The sequence below is a fragment of the Polaromonas sp. genome, from assembly GCF_010365105.1.
GTDB lineage: Bacteria > Pseudomonadota > Gammaproteobacteria > Burkholderiales > Burkholderiaceae_C > Polaromonas.
Genome location: NZ_JAAFGZ010000003.1, coordinates 162,461 through 182,224, shown reverse-complemented (window position 1 = coordinate 182,224; position 19,764 = coordinate 162,461). Strand labels below are relative to the sequence as shown.

Annotated in this window: 13 protein-coding genes; 5 read left to right on the top strand and 8 right to left on the bottom strand. The window is 63.2% G+C overall.

The genetic code is table 11. The annotated features are described in order from the left end of the window. Positions 1-3 precede the first annotated feature (3 nt). Both GZ092_RS03265 and GZ092_RS03260 read left to right on the top strand, forming a co-directional pair. Positions 4-1,527 (top strand): mercuric reductase, encoded by a 1,524-nt coding sequence (locus GZ092_RS03265; protein WP_293634314.1) that lies wholly within the window; start codon positions 4-6, stop codon positions 1,525-1,527. Positions 1,528-1,629: 102 nt separating this feature from the next. Then, the gene (locus GZ092_RS03260) at positions 1,630-2,253 is read left to right on the top strand and encodes an isochorismatase family protein (RefSeq protein ID WP_293634312.1); all 624 of its coding nucleotides are present in this window, start codon (positions 1,630-1,632) and stop codon (positions 2,251-2,253) included. 19 nt (positions 2,254-2,272) lie between these two features. On the opposite strand, the gene GZ092_RS03255 is transcribed toward GZ092_RS03260, so the two are convergent. Next, on the bottom strand, positions 2,273-3,991 hold the full coding sequence (locus GZ092_RS03255; protein ID WP_293634310.1) for an ABC transporter ATP-binding protein/permease: 1,719 nt from the start codon (positions 3,989-3,991) through the stop codon (positions 2,273-2,275). Positions 3,992-4,381: 390 nt separating this feature from the next. Between GZ092_RS03255 and GZ092_RS03250 the strand changes: the two genes are divergently transcribed. Then, positions 4,382-6,295: a propionate--CoA ligase gene (locus GZ092_RS03250; RefSeq protein WP_293634308.1), complete on the top strand. Its 1,914-nt coding sequence runs from the start codon at positions 4,382-4,384 to the stop codon at positions 6,293-6,295. 114 nt (positions 6,296-6,409) lie between these two features. Here GZ092_RS03250 and GZ092_RS03245 read toward each other — a convergent pair whose 3' ends face one another. The 7 genes from GZ092_RS03245 to dapC all read right to left on the bottom strand — a co-directional run bounded on the left by GZ092_RS03245 (position 6,410) and on the right by dapC (position 14,638). Then, the gene (locus GZ092_RS03245; protein ID WP_293634306.1) at positions 6,410-6,895 is read right to left on the bottom strand and encodes a hypothetical protein; all 486 of its coding nucleotides are present in this window, start codon (positions 6,893-6,895) and stop codon (positions 6,410-6,412) included. A gap of 109 nt (positions 6,896-7,004) precedes the next feature. Next, complete coding sequence (locus GZ092_RS03240) at positions 7,005-9,023, bottom strand: ATP-binding cassette domain-containing protein (protein WP_293634304.1); 2,019 nt, start codon at positions 9,021-9,023, stop codon at positions 7,005-7,007. Between the two features lie 81 nt (positions 9,024-9,104). Next, complete coding sequence (gene prmB / locus GZ092_RS03235; RefSeq protein ID WP_293634302.1) at positions 9,105-10,016, bottom strand: 50S ribosomal protein L3 N(5)-glutamine methyltransferase; 912 nt, start codon at positions 10,014-10,016, stop codon at positions 9,105-9,107. Then, positions 10,013-11,233: a succinyl-diaminopimelate desuccinylase gene (gene dapE, locus GZ092_RS03230; RefSeq protein ID WP_293634300.1), complete on the bottom strand. Its 1,221-nt coding sequence runs from the start codon at positions 11,231-11,233 to the stop codon at positions 10,013-10,015. The genes prmB and dapE overlap by 4 nt, the downstream gene beginning before the upstream one ends. A 7-nt stretch (positions 11,234-11,240) precedes the next feature. Beyond that, complete coding sequence (locus tag GZ092_RS03225; protein ID WP_293634298.1) at positions 11,241-12,389, bottom strand: PilT/PilU family type 4a pilus ATPase; 1,149 nt, start codon at positions 12,387-12,389, stop codon at positions 11,241-11,243. Positions 12,390-12,591: 202 nt separating this feature from the next. After that, positions 12,592-13,419 carry a 2,3,4,5-tetrahydropyridine-2,6-dicarboxylate N-succinyltransferase gene (dapD, locus tag GZ092_RS03220; protein WP_293634296.1) on the bottom strand — a complete coding sequence of 276 codons (828 nt, stop codon included), beginning with the start codon at positions 13,417-13,419 and terminating at the stop codon, positions 12,592-12,594. 10 nt (positions 13,420-13,429) lie between these two features. Beyond that, positions 13,430-14,638: a succinyldiaminopimelate transaminase gene (dapC, locus tag GZ092_RS03215; RefSeq protein ID WP_293634294.1), complete on the bottom strand. Its 1,209-nt coding sequence runs from the start codon at positions 14,636-14,638 to the stop codon at positions 13,430-13,432. A gap of 458 nt (positions 14,639-15,096) precedes the next feature. On the opposite strand from dapC, the gene smc reads away from it, so the two are divergent. Together smc and GZ092_RS03205 are read left to right on the top strand one after the other, a co-directional pair. Next, the gene (smc, locus tag GZ092_RS03210; RefSeq protein ID WP_293634292.1) at positions 15,097-18,642 is read left to right on the top strand and encodes a chromosome segregation protein SMC; all 3,546 of its coding nucleotides are present in this window, start codon (positions 15,097-15,099) and stop codon (positions 18,640-18,642) included. Between the two features lie 14 nt (positions 18,643-18,656). Then, positions 18,657-19,742, top strand: coding sequence for a cell division protein ZipA C-terminal FtsZ-binding domain-containing protein (locus GZ092_RS03205; protein WP_293634290.1), 1,086 nt, complete (start codon positions 18,657-18,659; stop codon positions 19,740-19,742). The last annotated feature ends 22 nt before the right edge of the window (positions 19,743-19,764 follow it).

Sequence of the window (19,764 nt, the reverse complement as noted above, 5' to 3'; positions counted from 1 at the left end):
CTCATGCTCCAACACCCTCCATTGCCTGGCCTTGCGGCTGTCGATTCCGGCGATGCGAATGGCCGTCTCAACGGCCGGCCAGCCGGCTGGCACAACCCGCCAACCGGAAAACCCTATCACCTGCTGGTTATCGGTGCCGGGCCGGCGGGGCTGGTGGCGGCGCGTGCTGCCGTGGCACTGGGCGCCCGCGTGGCGCTTATTGAAAAGAACCTGCTGGGAGGGGTGTCGCTGAACTCCGGCTGTGTTCCGTCTCAGGCGCTGATCCGCACCTCGCGCCTGTATGCAGAAATGCGCAATGCCGAGGCCTATGGCGCCAAATCGCCGCCAACGGTCGAAGTCGACTTCCCGCTGGCGATGCAGCGAATGCGCCGCATCCGTGCACGCGCTGCCTGCCTCGACTCGGCACATGCTGTTGCTGCGGCCGGGGTTGACCTCTTCTTCGGCACAGCGCGTTTTGTGGATGGCGACTCGGTTGATGTGGACGGGCAGCGCCTGCACTTCAAAAAGGCGCTGATCGCCACTGGCTCGCGTTCGTTGCTGCCGACGATTCCCGGTTTGGACGAGGTCGGCTACCTGACGAACGAGACGCTGTTCGATCTGACCGCGCTGCCCAAGAGCCTGCTGGTCATCGGGGGTGGCCCGTTCGGCTGCCAGGTGGCACAAGCGCTGTGCCGTTTTGGTTGCCGCACCATCATTGCGCATGCCGAGCCGCTGTTCCTGCCAAAGGAAGAACGTGATGCCGCCCAGTTGCTGGCCGAGTCAATGGCGCGCGACGGCGTCGAGATTCACCTGAACACCAAGGCCGTCAACGCGCGCATGGAAGGCGGTAAAAAAGTTGTCGAAACGCTCAACGATGGGAATGTTGCAACCATCGCTGTGGACGAAATTCTCACCGGCATCGGCCGTCTGCCAGCGCTCTCGGGCCTGAACCTGGAAGCCGCCGGGGTGGCCTACGACGCCAACAAAGGCATCGTCGTCGACGACTTCCTGCGCACGACCAACCGGCGTATTTTTGCGGCTGGAGACGTTTGCCTGGAGCACCGGTACACGGACATCGCCAAGGCGTCGGGGCATATCGTCGTTCGCAATGCGCTGTGCTTTGGTCGGGCGCGGGTGAGTGCGTTGACGATTCCATGGTGTACCTACACCGACCCCGAGATTGCACATGTCGGTCAATATGTCCGGCAGGCGCGCGAGCGCGGCATTCCCGTCAAGACCTTCACCGTGCCGATGCACGAGGTCGACCGGGCGATTGCCGACGGTGAGGAAAACGGCTTTGTGAAAGTCCATGTGCGCGAAGGCGGCGACGAAATTCTGGGCGCCACCGTGGTCGCACGCCACGCTGGCGAGATGGTCAACGACCTGTCGCTGGCCATGGTCGCCGGCATTGGCCTTGGAACAATTTCGCAGGTGATCCACGCCTACCCGACTCAGGCCGAAGCCATCAAGAAGGCAGCGACAGCCTATGTGCGCAAGCCTGCGTCCCGATGGATAACCTGGTTGCGGCGCCAATGGTTCGCACGCTGAAGGCAACAACGGCACCTGCTGCGCCCAGGAAGTCATCATGTGTGGCTGAATTCACCCCCCCGCAAGGGCTGGGATAATGGCCGCCAACCCTAAGGAATAACCATGTTGCTAGATGCCGACGACTCCCAGCTCGTGCTGGTCGATTACCAGATCCGCCTGATGCCGGTGATTTTTGAAAATGAAATCGTCGTGGCCAATGCCTTGCGGCTGGCGCGCATGGCCCGCATCCTGGAGGTGCCGGTCTGGGGCACGGCGCAAAACCCTGAAAAACTCGGCCAGAACCTGCCCGAGTTGCAGGCGGCGATTGATTCGGCCGGCGGCAAGACCATGGCCAAGATGCATTTCAGCGCCGCCGCCGACGGCCTGGTCGAATGGCTGCGTCCGCCGGTGCGCAAGGCGCCGACCGGCGGCAATGCGCGCAGCCTGCCCAAGCACCTGCAAAAGCCTGCAGAGCCCGAGGAGGAGGGCCGCAGCATGATCGTGATGGCCGGCTGCGAAGCGCATGTCTGCCTGATGCAGACCGCGCTCGAATTGCTCGAAGAAGAGTTCGACGTGTGGGTCGTGACCGACGCCTGCAGCTCGCGCAGCGAGCGCAACCGCGACGCCGCGTTCGACCGGCTGGCCGGCAACGGCGCCGAACTGGTCACCACCGAGATGGTGGCTTTTGAATGGGCGCGCACCTGTGAGCATGACGCGTTCAGGGAATTGCTCGCGCTGGTGAAGTGATTCAGCGTCGCCCTGCACGTCACTGACGGCCGCTTGCTCTGTTCAGCGTCCACCGGCCTTCCCCGGGCAGTTCCAGCACCCATTCATGGTATTTCGCCACAGCCGGATGGTGGCTGATGCTGACCGGCGTGATCGACAGGCCGGCCAGCTGGCGGTACAGCAACTCCTCGTTGGCGGCATCCAGGGCGCTGGTGGCTTCGTCCAGCAGAAGGTAACGCGGCCGGGCCAGCAGCGCGCGGGCAAAGGCGAGCCGCTGCTGCTCGCCGACCGACAGCACCCGGGCCCAGTCGAGTTCGGCGCCCAGGCCACCGAAGCGCTCGGCCAGCGTCGGCAGGTTCACCCGTTCCAGCCAGTGCAGCAGTTCCTCGTCTGAAATGTCGCGGTCCGTGTGCGGATAGGTCAGCTGGCTGCGCAGGTCGCCCAGCAGCAGGTAGGGCTGCTGGGGCATGAACAGCATGCCCCATGCGGCCGGGCGCGTGATTGTCCCCGAGCCCGCCGTCCAAAGTCCGGCAATCACCCGCAGCAGGGAACTCTTGCCGGTGCCGCTGGGACCGGAAATCAGCAAGCCCTCGCCGGGCTTGACCGACAGCGTGAGCTCGCGCAGCAGCAGGTGCTCGCGGCCGGGCGTGAGGATGGTCACCCGATCCAGCGACAGCTCGAAGCCGTGCAGTGTCTGGATATGCTGCACGCTGTCGTCAGCGTCGGCCGGGCGGCTGGCATTGGCTTGCAGGGCATCGGAAAAGGCATGCAGCCGCTCGACGCCGGCTGAAAAACGGCTGAGGCTCTCAAAATGCTCGACGATCACCGTCAGCGCGCTCAGGATGGCGGCAAACGCACCCGCCGCCTGGATGGCACGGCCGACTTCCAGCCGCCCCGACAGCACATCGCCGGCAATGATGACTGTCGGCAGCACGATGGTCAGGAAGCCATGGGCGTACTGGAACAGGTTGAGACCGAACTGCCAGCGCAGCACCTGCTGGTAGTTGGCATAAACCCTGGCGAAGATGGCTTGCAGCGCCGTCATTTCACGCGCCTCGCCGTCGTGAAAGGCAATCGGCTCGGCATGTTCGCGCACCCGCACCAGGCCGAAGCGGAAATTGGCCTCGCGCTGCAGCTGGCGAAAGTTCAGCCCGATCAGCCGCTTGCCAAACGCTGAAGCGGTGAACACGGTGCTCAGCACCGCATAGCCGATCAGGAACAACACCAGCCCCCGCGAAATCGACCACAGCACGGCCGAAAATGCGGCCAGCTGCAGCACCGAGCCCAGCACGATCATTGAAAAATACAGTGATTGCTGGGTGAAGGTATTGATGTCCTCCGCAATCCGCTGGTCGGGGTTGTCGATGCCGGCGGCAGCACCCAGCCGGTAGTAGGCGCGCTGGTCGAAATAGCGCGCCAGGAAGGAATCCGTCAGCCAGCGTCGCCAGCGCAGTCCAAGCGTGTCGCGAACGTAGTAGTACAGGGCGTAGATCGGCACCGCCGCCACAAGAATGGCCGTGTAGCGCCAGATCGAAGCCCAGAAGCGCCCGGCATCCCGCGCAGCCAGGGCCGAGGTGAACTCGCCGGTTTCCTGGTTGAACAGCACGTTGAAAGCGGTCTGCCCCAGCAGCAAAACGACCAGCAGAAGCAGCAGGCCCCGGGCGCGCCAGCGCTCCTCTGAAAACCAGTAGGGCCGCGCAATCGCTGCAAAGCGACGCCACAGGCGGGCATTGAAGCCGGGATCTTCTGCTGCGCTCATGAAGTTCTGCGTCGAATGGATCAGCCGCCGATTTAATCCGAAATGGCCAAAGGTAGCAGGAAAAACTGAAAAAATTCAGTTTTTGGTGTAAAAAGTGGCTTTTTCGCAATATGGGCGGGTGTTTGATGCTACTTTTATAATAGCAAAAATAGCGCTCATACGAACCTCTGATGCTTGACGTCAGCTTGCAGAAAGACCGCTGTCCATAATTAAGAATTCAGTTTCTTGACATCCGGGTTACGGATTTTCCCCAGCCTGACCGTGATGTGAACGAAATTCGTGGGTCTGTGTTGCGGAAAAGCCAAGCACCTTGATGACGCGCAAACCCAGCGGCCGCAGGGCGGTCTAAATTCAACTCGACAGCTGCCTTAAAAATTCCGGAGACCAATGATGACAAGCTATGCAGACTTCTACCGCCAATCCATCGACCAGCCCGATGCCTTCTGGGCCGGGCAGGCCGGGCTGATCGACTGGCACAAACCCTTTGACCGCGTCTGCAATTACGACAATCCGCCGTTTGTCAAATGGTATGAAGGCGGGCTGACCAACCTGTGCCATAACGCCGTGGACCGGCATCTCAAAGACCGTGCCGGCCAGGCCGCACTGATCGCCGTCTCCAGCGAAACCGGCACCGAGAAAACCTACACCTTCACCGACCTGCATGCCGAAGTGCAGCGCATGGCCGCCAGCCTGAAGGCCCTCGGCGTTGAAAAAGGCGACCGCGTGCTGATCTACATGCCGATGATTGCCGAGGCGGCTTTTGCCATGCTGGCCTGTGCGCGCATCGGCGCCATCCACTGCGTGGTGTTTGGCGGTTTTGCCAGTGGCTCGCTGGCGTCGCGCATCGAGGACGCCGCGCCCAAGGTCATCGTCAGCTCCGACGGCGGTTCGCGCGGTGGCAAGGCGCTGCCCTACAAGCCGCTGCTCGACGAGGCCATCCGCCTGTCCAGCCACAAGCCGGGCGCCGTGCTGCTGGCCGACCGGGGTCTGGCCAAGATGGAACTGGTGGCCGGTCGCGACCACCTCTGGAACGAACTGCGCGAAACGCATTTCGACGCGCAAGTGCCGTGCGAATGGCTGGACTCGACCGCCATCAGCTACACCATCTACACCAGCGGCACCACCGGCAAGCCCAAGGGCGTGCAGCGCGACACCGCCGGCTACACCGTGGCGCTGGCCGCCAGCATGAAACACATCTTCGACGGCCACGCCGGCGAAACCTTCTTCTCGACCAGCGACATCGGCTGGGTCGTGGGCCACAGCTACATCGTCTATGGCCCGCTGATTGCCGGCATGGCCACCATCATGTACGAAGGCCTGCCGACGCAGGGCATGGACAAGAAGCCCAACGGCGGCATCTGGTGGGAACTGGTTGAAAAGTACAAGGTCACCGTCATGTTCAGCGCGCCCACCGCCGTGCGCGTGCTGAAAAAGCAGGACCCGGCGTTGCTGACCAAATACGATTTGTCCAGCCTGCGCGCACTGTTTCTGGCCGGCGAGCCGCTGGACGAACCGACAGCGCGCTGGATCAGCGAAGGCCTCAATGTGCCGATCATCGACAACTACTGGCAAACCGAAAGCGGCTGGCCGATTTTGACGATTGCCAATGGCGTCGAGAAAATGCCGAGCAAGTTCGGCAGCCCCGGCATTCCGATGTACGGCTACAACGTCAAGCTGCTGCACGAAGCGACCGGCGAAGAACTCACTGCGCCAGGTGAAAAAGGCGTGGTCGTCATCGAAGGCCCGACGCCTCCGGGTTTCATGCAGACCATCTGGCAGGACGACGCGCGCTTCGTCAACACCTACTGGAAAAGCATTCCGGGCAAGCTGGTGTACAGCACCTTCGACTGGGGCATCCGCGACGCTGACGGCTACTTCTTCATCCTGGGCCGCACCGATGACGTGATCAACGTCGCCGGCCACCGGCTCGGCACGCGCGAGATCGAGGAAAGCATCTCCGGACATGCGCAAGTGGCCGAAGTGGCAGTGGTGGGCGTGGCCGATGGCCTCAAGGGCCAGGTCGCCATGGCATTTGTCGTGCTGAAGGATTCGAGCGTGATGGGCGACAGCGCGGCCTGCGCCAAACTGGAAGCAGAGATCATGAAGCGGGTGGACGGTGACCTGGGCGCAGTGGCCCGGCCGGCGCGGGTTCGTTTTGTGACTGCCTTGCCCAAGACGCGCAGCGGCAAACTGCTGCGCCGCGTCATCCAGGCGGTGTGTGAAGGCCGCGATGCCGGCGACCTGACGTCGATGGACGATCCGGGCGCCCTGCAGCAGATCAGGGACCGGATGGAAACCGTTTAAACCTCAGCGGTTGCTGCCCTGACGGGGTGCTGGCTGTTCACGCAGCCAGCACCTTTTTTGTTTTTCAGGCAGTAAAGGCCTTTGCCTGACTGGTTCGCCAGCCGTTGGGCTGCTTCAGTTCAACCGCAGTTGCGCCTGTTGGGCCACGCGGATGCAGTCCTTCATGTGCTCTTCGCCAAAGTAGCGGATGGCCGCATAACCCACGCTGGCCGCCACCAGCTGGCCGGCCAGCGGAATGTACTTGGCCAGTTGTTTGGTGGCCATGCGTGTGCCAATCTTCGTGCTGGCCTTGATGATCAGGTCGCGGCTGATGAACTTTCCCACCAGCACCGAGCCGACCATGGCCACGGCTTTTTGCACCTGTTCTCGCTTGCCGGGGTCGAGCTGGTCGATCTGTTCGGGTGCCAGACCAAACTCCTTGTTGATGGCGGGAATCAGCTTGGACAGCAGCGCGGCGTCCACTGCCCAGTCCAGGCCGGGCACCGGCACGGCGCTGGCCACGGCTGCGAACATCGCCCGCTTGTGGAGCAGCTTGCGGCTGCGAATGACAGCTGCTTGAAGCGCCGCGTCATCAGCGGCCAGTTGCAGGGCAGTGGGCATGGCTCAAAAACCTTTCATGGGATGGCGTCTTGCGTGCAATGGTTTTTATCACACGGCAAGGCTTGCCACCCATCGCCTCTGGCCAATCACCGGCTCGGTCTGTGGCGTTTCAGGCGGCGGCAGCTTCGAGCTTTTCCGTCACTTCCATCCAGCGCTCTTCCAGCTTGGCCAGGTCGGCTTCAATCACCTTGAGGCGCTTGCCGGCCTGGGCAATTTCTGCCGGCGACCTGGAGGTGGTCAGCAGCGTTTCCAGGTTGGCTTTTTCGCTGTTCATGCTGAGCATCTGGCGGTCGATTTTTTCCAGGTCCTTGCGCAGCGGCTTGGCAGCATCGGATTGCTGCTGGCGGCGCTGGGCGTCATCTTTCTTTCCGGACGAATTTTTGGCATCAAAATGGCTTGTTGCGCTTGCTGCATCTGCGCTGGCAGCTACTTTTTTGGTAGCAGCCGGAGCGGCTGCGCTGTTGTTCGACTTCTTCGCTTCCTCGCGCATGCGCTTGGCCTCGTCGAGCAGGTAGCGCTGGTAGTCGTCCAGGTCGCCGTCGAACGGGGCGACGCCGCCGCGCGAGACCATCCAGAACTCGTCGCAGACTGCGCGCAGCAGGGCGCGGTCGTGGCTGACCAGCATCACCGTGCCTTCAAACTCGTTCAGCGCCATCGACAGCGCCTCGCGCGTGGCCAGGTCCAGGTGGTTGGTTGGCTCGTCGAGCAGCAGCAGGTTTGGCCGCTGCCAGACGATCATGCACAGCACCAGACGGGCTTTTTCTCCGCCGCTCATGCTGCCGACGGCCTGCTTGACCATGTCGCCGCCAAAGTTGAAGTTGCCCAGAAAGCTGCGCAAGTCCTGCTCGCGGGTCGGCTGGTTGCCCAGCTTGCCGGCAGCGCTGACTTCCTTGACCAGGCGGATCATGTGCTCCAGCGGGTTGTCCGCCGGGCGCAGCACGTCGAGTTCCTGCTGCGCAAAGTAGCCGATGTTCAGGCCCTTGCCCTCGGTCATCTCGCCTTCAATCGGCGCCAGCGCGCGCGCCACGGTTTTCACCAATGTTGATTTGCCCTGGCCGTTGGCGCCCAGAATGCCGATGCGCTGGCCAGCCAGCACCGACTTGCTGACGTTTTGCACGATGACGGTGGGCGGCGTGCCTTCGGGGGCGTCTTCCGGCGCGGGGTAGCCGAAGTAGGCGTTTTGCATCGACAGCATCGGATTGGGCAAGTTGGCCGGTTCCTTGAACTCGAAAGTGAAATCAGCTTCGGCCAGCAATGGCGCGATTTTTTCCATGCGGTCCAGTGCCTTGACCCGGCTTTGCGCCTGCTTGGCCTTGCTGGCCTTGGCCTTGAAGCGGGCGATGAACTTCTGCAGGTGGGCAATCTTGTCCTGCTGCTTGTTGAAAGCGCCTTGCTGCAGCGCCATCTGCTCGGCGCGCAGGTCTTCAAACTTGCTGTAGTTGCCGCCGTAGCGGGTCAGCTTGGCGCTTTCGATGTGCATCGTCACATCGGTCACGGCATCGAGGAATTCGCGGTCATGGCTGATGACCAGCATCGTGCCCTGGTAGCGCTTGAGCCAGGCTTCCAGCCAGACCAGTGCGTCCAGGTCCAGGTGATTGGTCGGCTCGTCGAGCAGCAGCAAATCCGACGGGCACATCAGCGCGCGGGCGAGCTGCAGGCGCATGCGCCAGCCGCCGGAAAAGCTGTTGACCGGGTTGTCGAGTTCGCTGAGCTTGAAGCCCAGGCCCAGGATCAAGGCCTGCGCACGCGCCTGCGCGTCGTGCGCGCCGGAGTCGTACAGGTCCATGTAGGCATGCGCCATGCGGTCGCCGTCGCCGCTGAGCTCGGCCGCATCGACTTCGGCCTGTGCAGCCAGCAGCACCACGTCGCCCTCGATCACGTAGCTGGTGGCGCTTTGCTCGGTCTCGGGCATGTCCTGCGCCACCTGCGCCATTTTCCATTGCGCAGGAATGTAGTATTCGCCGCCGTCCTCGTGCAGCGTGCCGTTGAGCATGGCGAACAGCGAGGACTTGCCCGCGCCGTTGCGGCCCACGAGGCCGACATTCTCGCCAGGGTTCAGGGTGACAGACGCGCTGTCGAGAATCACTTTGGAGCCGCGACGCAGCACCACGTTTTTAAGGGTAATCATTTATAAACAGACTGAAGAAATAAGGTCTGACCGCAGGGCGCCCGGCAAAGCGCTTGCGGTCCGAAATACGAAAGCCAAGGTTCAGGCCAGCTGTTCCCGCGTCAGCAGCAAGACCTGGTCAGGGCCGGCGCTGGTTTCAAACCAGAGCGGCTCCAGGTGCGGAAAGGCGCGTGCAAAATTCTCGCGCTCGTTGCCGATTTCCAGCACCAACACCGCATTTTCGTTCATTTGCGCGGCAATGGTCAGAAAAAGGCCGCGAATGAAGTCCATGCCGTCGCTTCCGCCATGCATATTGCCCGACAGCGCCAAGATGGGTTCAGCCCTGAATTCGGCGGGCAGCGCGGCCATGCTGACGGCGTTCACATACGGCGGGTTGCACAGGATCAGGTCGTAATGGCCGGGGCATGCGGCCAGACCGTCCGATTCGACCAGGGTGATGCGGCTGCCCAGCTGGTGCCGGTCCACATTGATGCGTGCCACCGCCAGCGCATCCAGGCTGATGTCGGCGGCGTCCAGCACCACTTCCGGATAGGCCATGGCCGCCAGCACCGCCAGGCTGCCGTTGCCGGTACATAAATCGAGCACACGCTGCGTCTCGTCGCTCAGCCAGTCGTCGATGCTGCCGTCATCGAGCAACTCGGCGATCAGCGAGCGCGGAATGATCACGCGTTCATCGACATAAAACGGCACGCCCATCAGCCAGGCTTCGTTCGTGAGGTAAGCGGCGGGCTGGCGCGTGCTGATGCGCTGGTCCACCAGCAGGGCGACCTGTGCCTGGTCTTCAGGCGCCACCGGCCGGGTTTCGACCGATTCCAGGTCGTCGATCTCCAAACCCAGTTTCCACAGCACCAGCCAGGCGGCTTCGTCGAAGGCGTTGGTCGTGCCCTGGCCGTACCCGTCGGCAAAGCTCAAGCCGGCGGCGTCCAGCCGGTCGGCCATCTGCTCGATCAGCGCCAGCACGGTCACGGTGGGAGCGGGGATGGTTGTCGTCATGCCAGGCCCGCCAGACGTTCAAGCACGCCCTTGTAGATGTTCTTGAGCGGATCGATCGAGCTGACCGCCACGCATTCGTTGATCTGGTGGATGGTGGCATTGACCGGCCCGAGTTCAATGACCTGCGGGCAGACCTTGGCGATGAAACGGCCGTCACTGGTGCCGCCGGTGGTGGACAGTTCGGTCTGCACGCCGGTCTCGGCCAGAATCGCGCCGCGCACCGCATCGACCAGCGTTCCGGGCGTGGTCAAAAAGGGCAGGCCACCCAATGTCCATTTCAGGTCGTATTCGAACTGGTGCCGGCTCAAAATGGCCAGCAGGCGCTGCTGCAGGCTTTCGGGCGTTGATTCGGTGCAGAAGCGGAAATTGAAGTCCACCACCAGGTCGCCCGGAATCACGTTGGTTGCGCCGGTGCCGGCGTGCAGGTTGGACACCTGCCAGCTGGTAGCGGGGAAAAAATCATTGCCCTGGTCCCACTGCGTGCCAACGAGTTCAGCCAGCGCGGGCGCGAACAGGTGGATCGGGTTTTTGGCCAGGTGCGGGTAGGCGATGTGGCCCTGCACACCCTTGACCGTGAGCTTGCCGCTCAGCGTGCCGCGCCGGCCGTTCTTGATCATGTCGCCCAGGTTTTTGACAGAGGTCGGTTCGCCGACGATGCAGTAGTCCAGCACTTCGCCGCGCGCCTTGAGCTGGTTGCAGACGACGACCGTGCCGTCAAGCCCCGGGCCCTCCTCGTCGCTGGTGATCAAAAAAGCTATCGACAGCGCCGGCCGGGGATGCGCCGCCAGGAATTCCTCGACCGCCACGACCATGGCGGCAATCGACGTTTTCATGTCGGCCGCACCGCGCCCGTACAGGTTGCCTGCGCGGTGGCTGGGCATGAACGGGTGGCTGTGCCACTGCTCCAGCGGGCCAGTCGGCACGACGTCGGTGTGGCCGGCAAACACCAGCGTCTTGGCGCTGTTTTCTGCGTTGTCTGGATTTGCTATGGATTCGATAGCTGCTTGAGTAGATGCAGCATGAGCAGAAGGCTTGAAACCCTCAAATTTTGCCCACAGGTTGGTGACCCGGAAGTGTTCGGGTCCGCTGACGATGGATTCACAGCTGAAACCCAGCGGTGTAAGCCGCGCGATCAGCAGATCCTGGCAGCCCGCATCGTCGGGCGTCGCTGAAGCGCGGGAAATCAGTTGCTCTGCAAGGTGGAGTGTTCGGGACATGGTGAGTTCAGTGCCTGACGTCGAAGGTGATCTCGGTAAACGATGGTTCGTCATCCGGGTTGATGCCGGACTCGTCGGCCTTGGCCTTGCCTGCGATGAAATCGTTTTCAAGCCGCCACATCAGGTTGGTCGGGGAATCGGCATTTGCCAGGCCTTCCTTGCGCGCTACCCTACCGTCGGTGATGAGTTTGGCGATGTGCTGCTCGAAGGTTTGCGAGCCTTCGGCCATGGATTTTTCCATGGCTTCCTTGACGCCCGAAAAATCGCCTTTCTCGATGAGATCGGCCACCAGTTTGGTGTTGAGCATGACTTCCACTGCAGGAATGCGGTCGTTGTTCTGGCTGCGCAACAGGCGCTGGGAAACCACCGCCCGCAGCGCTGCCGCCAGATCGCCGAGCATGGTCGGGCGCACCTCGACCGGGTAGAAGCTCAGGATGCGGTTAAGCGCCTGGTAGCTGTTGTTGGCATGCATCGTGGCCAGGCACAGGTGGCCCGACTGTGCATAGGCAATCGCTGCCGACATGGTTTCGCGGTCGCGGATCTCGCCGATCATGATCACGTCAGGCGCCTGGCGCAGCGCATTTTTCAGCGCCATCTGCAGCGACTGGGTGTCGCTGCCGACTTCGCGCTGGTTAACGACCGACTTCTTGTTGGTGAAGTAATACTCGATCGGGTCTTCGATCGTCAGGATGTGCCCGGTCGTGGTTTCGTTGCGCCGGTCGATCATCGAGGCCAGCGTGGTGCTTTTGCCGGCGCCGGTTGCCCCCACCATCAGGATCAGGCCGCGCTTTTCCATGATCAGCTCGCCGAGCACCGGCGGCAGGTTCAGGCTGGCCAGCGCCGGAATCTTGTTCGGGATGTAGCGGATGACGGCTGCGTAGGTGCTGCGTTGGCGAAAACCACTGATGCGGAAATTGCCCATCCCTTCGACCAGCAGCGCCATGTTCAGCTCGCCGATTTCATCGAGTTCCTCGATCCGTGCGGGCGGCAGCACTTCGGCCAGCAGCGTGCGCGTGGCATCTGCCGGCAGGATCTGCGCATTGATCGGCATGGACTGCCCATTGATCTTGATCATGGCCGGCGAGTGCGCCGACAGGTAAACGTCAGACGCCTTCTTGTCCACCATCAACCGCAGAATTCTTTCCATCGTGCTCATGGTTCAGCCTTGGATCATGGTTGTTAAAGCTTGCTCGCGCTGCAGGGGCAATGTGAGCAAAGTGCGCAGCTTGCGAATTGAAGCCCGTGGCTGCCCGCGCCAACCCAGCAGGGGCCGCGGGACTGGCTTTGCCAGACCGCAGGCGCAGCAGCCCCTTCGGGGGGCAGTGCAGCACACGCAGTGGCAAGCGTGGGGGCCATTTCTAGTCGCGCAGCAGGTCGTTCAGGCTGGTCGTGGCGCGGGTCTTGGCGTCCACGCGCTTGACAATCACCGCGCAGTACAGGCTGTACTTGCCGCCGGCCTTGGGCAGGTTGCCCGACACCACGACCGAGCCGGCCGGAATGCGGCCGTAGCTCACGGTGTCCAGTTCACGGTCGTAAATCGGTGTGCTCTGGCCGATGTAAACGCCCATCGATATCACCGAGTTTTCTTCAACAATCACGCCTTCGACGATTTCGGAACGCGCGCCGATGAAGCAGTTGTCCTCGATGATGGTCGGGTTCGCCTGCATGGGCTCCAGCACGCCGCCAATGCCTACGCCGCCCGACAGGTGTACGTTCTTGCCGATCTGCGCGCAGGAGCCGACGGCAGCCCAGGTATCGACCATCGTGCCTTCATCGACGTAGGCGCCGATGTTGACGTAGCTGGGCATCAAAATCGCGCCCTTGGCAATGAAGCTGCCCCGGCGCGCCACGGCGGGCGGCACGACGCGAACGCCAGTGGCGCGCATTTCCTGCTCGCTCAGGTGGGCGAATTTGGTGGGGACCTTGTCATAAAAGCCCAGTTCGCCGGCGCGCATGAGTTCGTTGTCCTTCAGGCGAAAGCTCAGCAGTACGGCTTTTTTCAGCCACTGGTGCACCGTCCACTGGCCCACGCCGTCGCGGGTGGCCACGCGCAATGAGCCATTGTTGAGCTGTTCGATGGCGTGCTCGACAGCTTCCAGAACTTCTTTGGGCGCAGCAGCGGGCGACAGGTTGGCGCGGTTTTCCCAGGCGGCGTCGATGGTGGCTTGCAGATTGGCTTGTGTCATTTTGAGTTTTTCAGTGAGCTTTGGATTGAATGAATTGGACGATGCGCCGGGCGGCTTCGACGCATTCGGCGGTTTCAGCGACCAGCGCCATGCGGATGCGGCCGGCGCCGGGGTTGAACCCCTGCGCCTCGCGCGCCAGGTAGCTGCCCGGCAGCACCACGACATTGTAAAGAGCCAGCAATTCCCGTGAGAACGCCGTGTCCGAGCCGTCGAAGGCCTCGGGCACGGCCGCCCACAGGTAAAAACCGGCGTCGGGCAGTGCCACGTCCATTACTTTCGCCAGCAACGGCGTGACCTGCGCGAACTTCTCGCGGTACTGGGCGCGGTTGTCCGCCACATGCGCCTCGTCGGCCCAGGCGGCGATGCTGGCGGTTTGCACGATCGGGCTCATGGCGCTGCCATGGTAGGTGCGGTAGAGCAAAAACGACTTGATCAGCGCCGCATCCCCGGCGACAAAGCCGCTGCGCAGGCCGGGCACGTTGCTGCGCTTGGACAGGCTGGTCAGAGAAATCAGGTTCTTGAAGTCATGCCTGCCGAGCCTGGCAGCCGCTTCCAGTCCGCCCAAAGGCGGCTCGTCGCGAAAATAAATCTCGCTGTAGCACTCGTCGGAGGCAATGACAAAGCCGTAGCGGTCGCTCAGTTCAAACAGCAGTTTCCATTCGTCCAGTCCCATCACCGCGCCTGTCGGGTTGCCCGGCGAGCAGACGAACAGCAGCTGGGTTTTTTCCCACACGGCTTCGGGCACGGCCGCCCAGTCGATGCCGAAGTTGCGCGCCGGGTCGCTGGGCGCAAACCACGGCTGCGCGCCGGCCAGCAGCGCCGCGCCTTCGTAGATTTGATAAAACGGATTGGGGCTGATCACCGTCGCGCCCGGCCGGCCCGGATCAATCACGGTTTGCGCCAGCGCGAACAGCGCTTCGCGGGAACCATTGACCGGCAGGATTTGGGTTGCCGGGTCAACTTTCAGCCCGCCGTAGCGCCGGGCCAGCCAGTCGCTCATGGTCTGGCGCAGCTTGGGTTCGCCCAGCGTGCCGGGGTAGCTGGCCAAGCCCGCCAGGCTGCCGGTCAGCGCATCCTTGATGAGCTGCGGCGTGGCATGGCGTGGCTCGCCGATGCCCAGGCTGATGGGTTGGTAGGCTGGGTTGGGCGTGATATCGGCATGCAACTGGCGCAGCCGCTCGAAGGGGTAAGGCTGAAGGCGGGAAAGCAGGGGATTCATGGGGCGCGATTATCCACCGGCCACCTGTTGCGCCTTCACTTGTCTGTTGCAGCATCAGCGCTGTCCTCCAGCCTTCGGTTTTCTGCAGGATGCGCTCGCCGCTGTCGGCCAGCAGGGAGCCAGGGAGCCAGGGAGCCAGGGAGCCAGTGAACCGGACCATGGCGAGCAGTTTTAGCATGGGGCTGCGTGCTGCTTACTATGAATTCAATAGCTGCTTGAGTATCGCCTGCCTGCGCAAGTGGCTTGTTTGGACTAAAAAATTGTGCGTGTTCAATGTAGAGTGATATGGCTTGGGCCGGGGCGCACCGCATAGGGCAGTGGCGGCCTTTGCGGTTCTGAAAACCGCCCTTCGCTCGGGTAACATCACAGACCGTGTGCCGCCCGCCAATGGCGCTGCGGGTTCACAAGCGTCAAAAGCATCAACGCGTCAGCCCCAGGCTCAACAACTCAGGTCAGCCGTGCGTCTCAATTCGATCAAGTTAGCCGGTTTCAAGTCCTTTGCCGACCCCACCCATTTCCAGCTGCCGGGGCAACTGGTCGGCGTGGTCGGCCCCAACGGCTGCGGCAAGTCCAACATCATGGATGCCGTGCGCTGGGTGCTGGGCGAAAGCAAGGCGTCGGAGCTGCGCGGCGAGTCGATGCAGGACGTGATCTTCAGCGGCACCACCACCCGCAAGTCGGCCAGCCGCGCCAGCGTCGAACTGGTGTTCGACAATGCCGACCACCGGGCCGGCGGCCAGTGGGGCCAGTATGAGGAAATCGCCGTCAAGCGGGTGTTGACGCGCGACGGCACGTCGAGCTACTACCTGAACAACCAGCCGGTGCGCCGGCGCGACGTGCAGGACGTGTTCCTGGGCACCGGGCTCGGGCCGCGCGCCTACGCCATCATCGGCCAGGGCACGATCAGCCGCATCATCGAGTCCAAGCCCGAGGAACTGCGCCTGTTCCTCGAAGAAGCCGCCGGCGTGTCCAAGTACAAGGAACGCCGCCGTGAAACCGCCAACCGATTGAGCGACACGCGCGAAAACCTGACGCGCGTCGATGACATCCTGCGCGAACTCAATGCCAACCTGGAGCGGCTCGAAAAGCAGGCCGAGGTTGCCCTGCGCTACAACACGCTGCAGGCCGCCGGCACCCTGAAGCAGCACCAGCTGTGGTTTTTGAAGCGCACCGAAAGCGAGGCCGACCAGACCCGTGTCCGGCTGGATGCCGAAAAGTCGGTCAACGACCTGGAAAGCCGCGTGGCCGATCTGCGCCATGTCGAGGCCGATCTGGAAACCATCCGCCAGGCGCACTATGCGGCGGGCGACCAGGTCAACCAGGCGCAGGGAAAACTGTATGAAGCCAGCGCCGAGGTGGGCCGGCTGGAGGCGGAAATCCGCTTCGTGGTCGATGGCCGGCTGCGCGTCGAACAGCGCCTGGTCCAGCTGAAAGAGCAATCCGCGCAATGGGCCACGCGCGGCGAAGACGCGGCGGTCGAGTCCGAAAGCCTGGCCGGACAAAGCTTTGACGCCGAGGAAAAAGCCGAACTGCTGGCCGCCCAGCTGGAGGAGCAGCAAGACCAGCTGCCGGCGCTTGAAGAGGCGCTGCGCCAGGCCCAGGCCGCTGCGAATGGGCAGCGCGCCGGCGTGACGCAGGTGCAGCAGCAACTCCAGGTGCTGGCCGCCGAACAGCGCCATGTTGAAGAGCAGCTGCGAACGCTGGGCCTGCGCCACGAGCGGCTGTCGGCCGACCGCAAGGCGCAGGGCATACCCGACGAGGCGCGGCTGGCCAGCCTGAATTCGCAACTGGAGCAGGCCCGTGAAGCGCAGGCCGTGGCGCAGGCTAGATTGCAGGAACTGACCGAAGCCGTGCCGCAGCTTGACGACGCGCGGCGTTCCCTTCAGCAGGCGGCCAACGCCGAATCGGCCCGGCGCGCCGACCTGTCGGCGAAGCTGGAGGCGCTCAAGGCGTTGCAGGAAAAGGTCAGGACCGACGGCAAGCTCAAGCCCTGGCTGGCCCGGCACGGCCTTGAAAACCTGCAGGGCCTGTGGAGCCGCCTGCATATCGAGCAGGGCTGGGAAAACGCACTGGAGGCCGCGCTGCGCGAACGCCTGGGCGCGCTGGAAGTTAGCCGGCTCGACATCGTGCGCGGTTTTGCCGGCACCGACGCGCGCGGCCAGGTGCAGGGACCACCCGCCAAGCTGTCGTTCTACACGCCGCCGCAGGCCCCCGCGCCAAGCCGCGCCCACCCGACACTGCTTCTCAAGCCGCTGGCCGATCTGCTTCGCCTGAACGATGCCGGGCTGTCGGCGCTGCTGGACGACTGGCTGGATGGCTGCTTCACCGCGCCGACGCTCGACGATGCCCTGGCTGCGCGCGACCGGCTGGCGCCCGGTGAGGCGATCTATGTGATGGGCGGCCATGCCGTCACCGCACACAGCGTGAGTTTTTATGCGCCCGATTCCGAGCAGGCCGGTCTGCTGGCCCGCGCGCAGGAGATCGACAACCTGGAAAAAAGCCTGCGCGCGCAAGTCCTGATCAGCGAAGAGGCCCGGGCGGCGCTGGCGCGTGCCGAAGCCAGCTACCAGGACGCCAGCCAGCGTCTGGCGACGGCCCGGCGTGAGGCGGGAGAAGGGCAGAACCAGAGCCATGCGCTGCAGGTCGAAGTGCTGCGCCTGACGCAACAGGCCGAGCAGGCGCGTGCGCGCAGCCAGCAGATCCAGCAAGACATGGCCGAGATCGAAGCCCAGCTTGAGGCATTGCAGGAGCGCAAGATCACCGCCGAGGGCCGGTTTGAAGAACTCGACATGCAGCTGGCCGACAGCCAGGAACGCCATGCGCAGCTGGAAGACCGGGTGATTGCCTCAGAGCGCCGCCGCGCCGAATCGCGCGAGCAGCAGCGCACGCTGGAGCGGCAACTGCAGGAAGCGCAGTTTGCGCTGCGCACCCTGGCCGCGCGGCGCGAGGAACTGGCGCGTTCCATCGCCATTGCCGCCGCCCAGGCGTCGTCGATTGCTGCCGAGGAAAGCCGCGCCCGGGACGAACTGGCGCGGCTGACCGATGCGGCGGCGCAGGGCGGGCTTCAGGATGCGCTGAATTCCAAGATGGCGCGCGAAGCCGAGTTGCTGGCCCAGCGCAGCCAGTACGACGACCTGACCCACCGGCTGCGCAGCAGCGACGAGCGCCGAGCCGCTCTGGAACGCGAACTTGATCCGCTGCGCCAGCGCATCACCGAATTCCAGCTGAAAGAGCAGGCTGCGCGGCTGGGATTCGAGCAATATGCCCAGTTGCTGATCGATGCGCAGGCCGAACTGCCAACAGTAGAGGCGTCGATCCAGGCCGGAAATGTCCGGGTCAACGGACTGCAGGGCGAAATCGACCGCATCCAGCGCGATGTGCATGCGCTGGGCGCGGTGAACCTGGCCGCGCTGGACGAACTGGGCATTGCCCGGGAACGCAAGCAGTTCCTGGATGCGCAGTCGGCCGACCTGAACGAGGCCATGGCAACGCTGGAAGACGCCATCCGCAAGATCGACATGGAAACGCGCGATTTGCTGTCGAGCACTTTTGACGCCGTCAACGGTCACTTCGGCCGCATGTTTCCCGAGTTGTTCGGCGGCGGCAATGCCCGGCTGGTGATGACCGGCGAAGAAATCCTGGATGCCGGGGTGCAGGTCATGGCGCAGCCGCCCGGCAAGAAAAACCAGACCATCCACCTGCTCTCGGGCGGTGAAAAGGCGCTGACCGCGATTGCGCTGGTGTTCGCGATTTTCCAGCTCAATCCGGCGCCTTTTTGCCTGCTTGACGAGGTGGATGCGCCGCTCGACGATGCCAATACCGAGCGGTATGCCAAACTCGTGTCCAGCATGAGCAAAGAGACCCAGTTTTTATTCATCAGCCACAACAAGATCGCCATGGAAATGGCCGAGCAGTTGATTGGCGTGACCATGCAGGAGCAGGGCGTGTCCCGCATCGTCGCCGTTGACATGCAGGCCGCCCTGAGTCTTGCCGAAATAGCCTGAACCCATCAAACAACATGAGCACATTACAAATAAGTCTGGCAGTTGGTGGCAGCCTGGTCCTGGTCGGCATCGTTGCCCATGGCGCCTGGTCTGCACGCAAGAACCTGCCCAAGCAAGCCACGCCCAAGCCCGCGCCCGACACCGAACCCGCAGCAGCGCCAGGACAGGAGAACTATCTTCAGCTGGATGACGGCGATGGACTGCCGGAACGGCATGAACCGAGCTTTGACACCGATGCCGGCCTGGCTGCGCTGACGCAGCTCACCACGCCGGAGAGAAAACCCGTCCTCGACATCCTGATTGACGCGATCGCACCTGTCACGCTGGCGTCGCCAGTAGCCGGAGAAGCCGCACTGGCGGCCATGCCCAGCACGCGCCGGGTCGGCAGCAAGCCTTTCGCCATCGAGGGACTGCGCGACGACAGCCGCGAATGGGAAATCCCCGCTGCCGGTCATCGCTACAGCGCCTTTCAGTGCGGCGTCCAGCTGGCCAACCGCACGGGTGCGCTGAACGCCATCGAATATTCTGAATTCGTCATGAAGACGCAGGCCTTTGCGGATGCGATTGGCGGCGAAGTCGAGTTTGCCGAAATGCAGGGTGAGGTGGCCAGGGCCCGGGAACTCGACCAGTTCGCTGGTGCGCACGATGCGCAGCTGAGCTTCAAGCTGCGCGCCGTGAAGACCGCATGGAGCCCGGGCTATGTGCAGCAATGTGCGGCCGGCCAGGGTTTCATTCCCTCCTCAACGCCCGGACGCATGCTGCTGCCGGCCAGCCAGGCAGGCCATGGCCCGATCCTGGGGCTGAGCTTTGACTCGCAGGCCGCCCAGGCCGAAGACCCCGAGCAGACTGCCTTGTATGAAGTGGCGCTGTCGCTCGACGTGCCGCAGGTGCTGCGCTCGGAACGGCCATTTGCCCGCATGTGCGAAGTGGCGATTGCCCTGGCGGGCAGTATGGACGGCGTGATCATCGACGACAACGCCATTCTGGTCAGGCCCGAGGCCATGGAGGCGATCCATGCTGACCTGGAGGAGTTGTATGACCGCATGGACGCGCGCGAACTGTCTGCCGGCTCGGCTTTGGGCCGACGTTTGTTTTCGTGATGTCCTGATTTCTGACCCATTT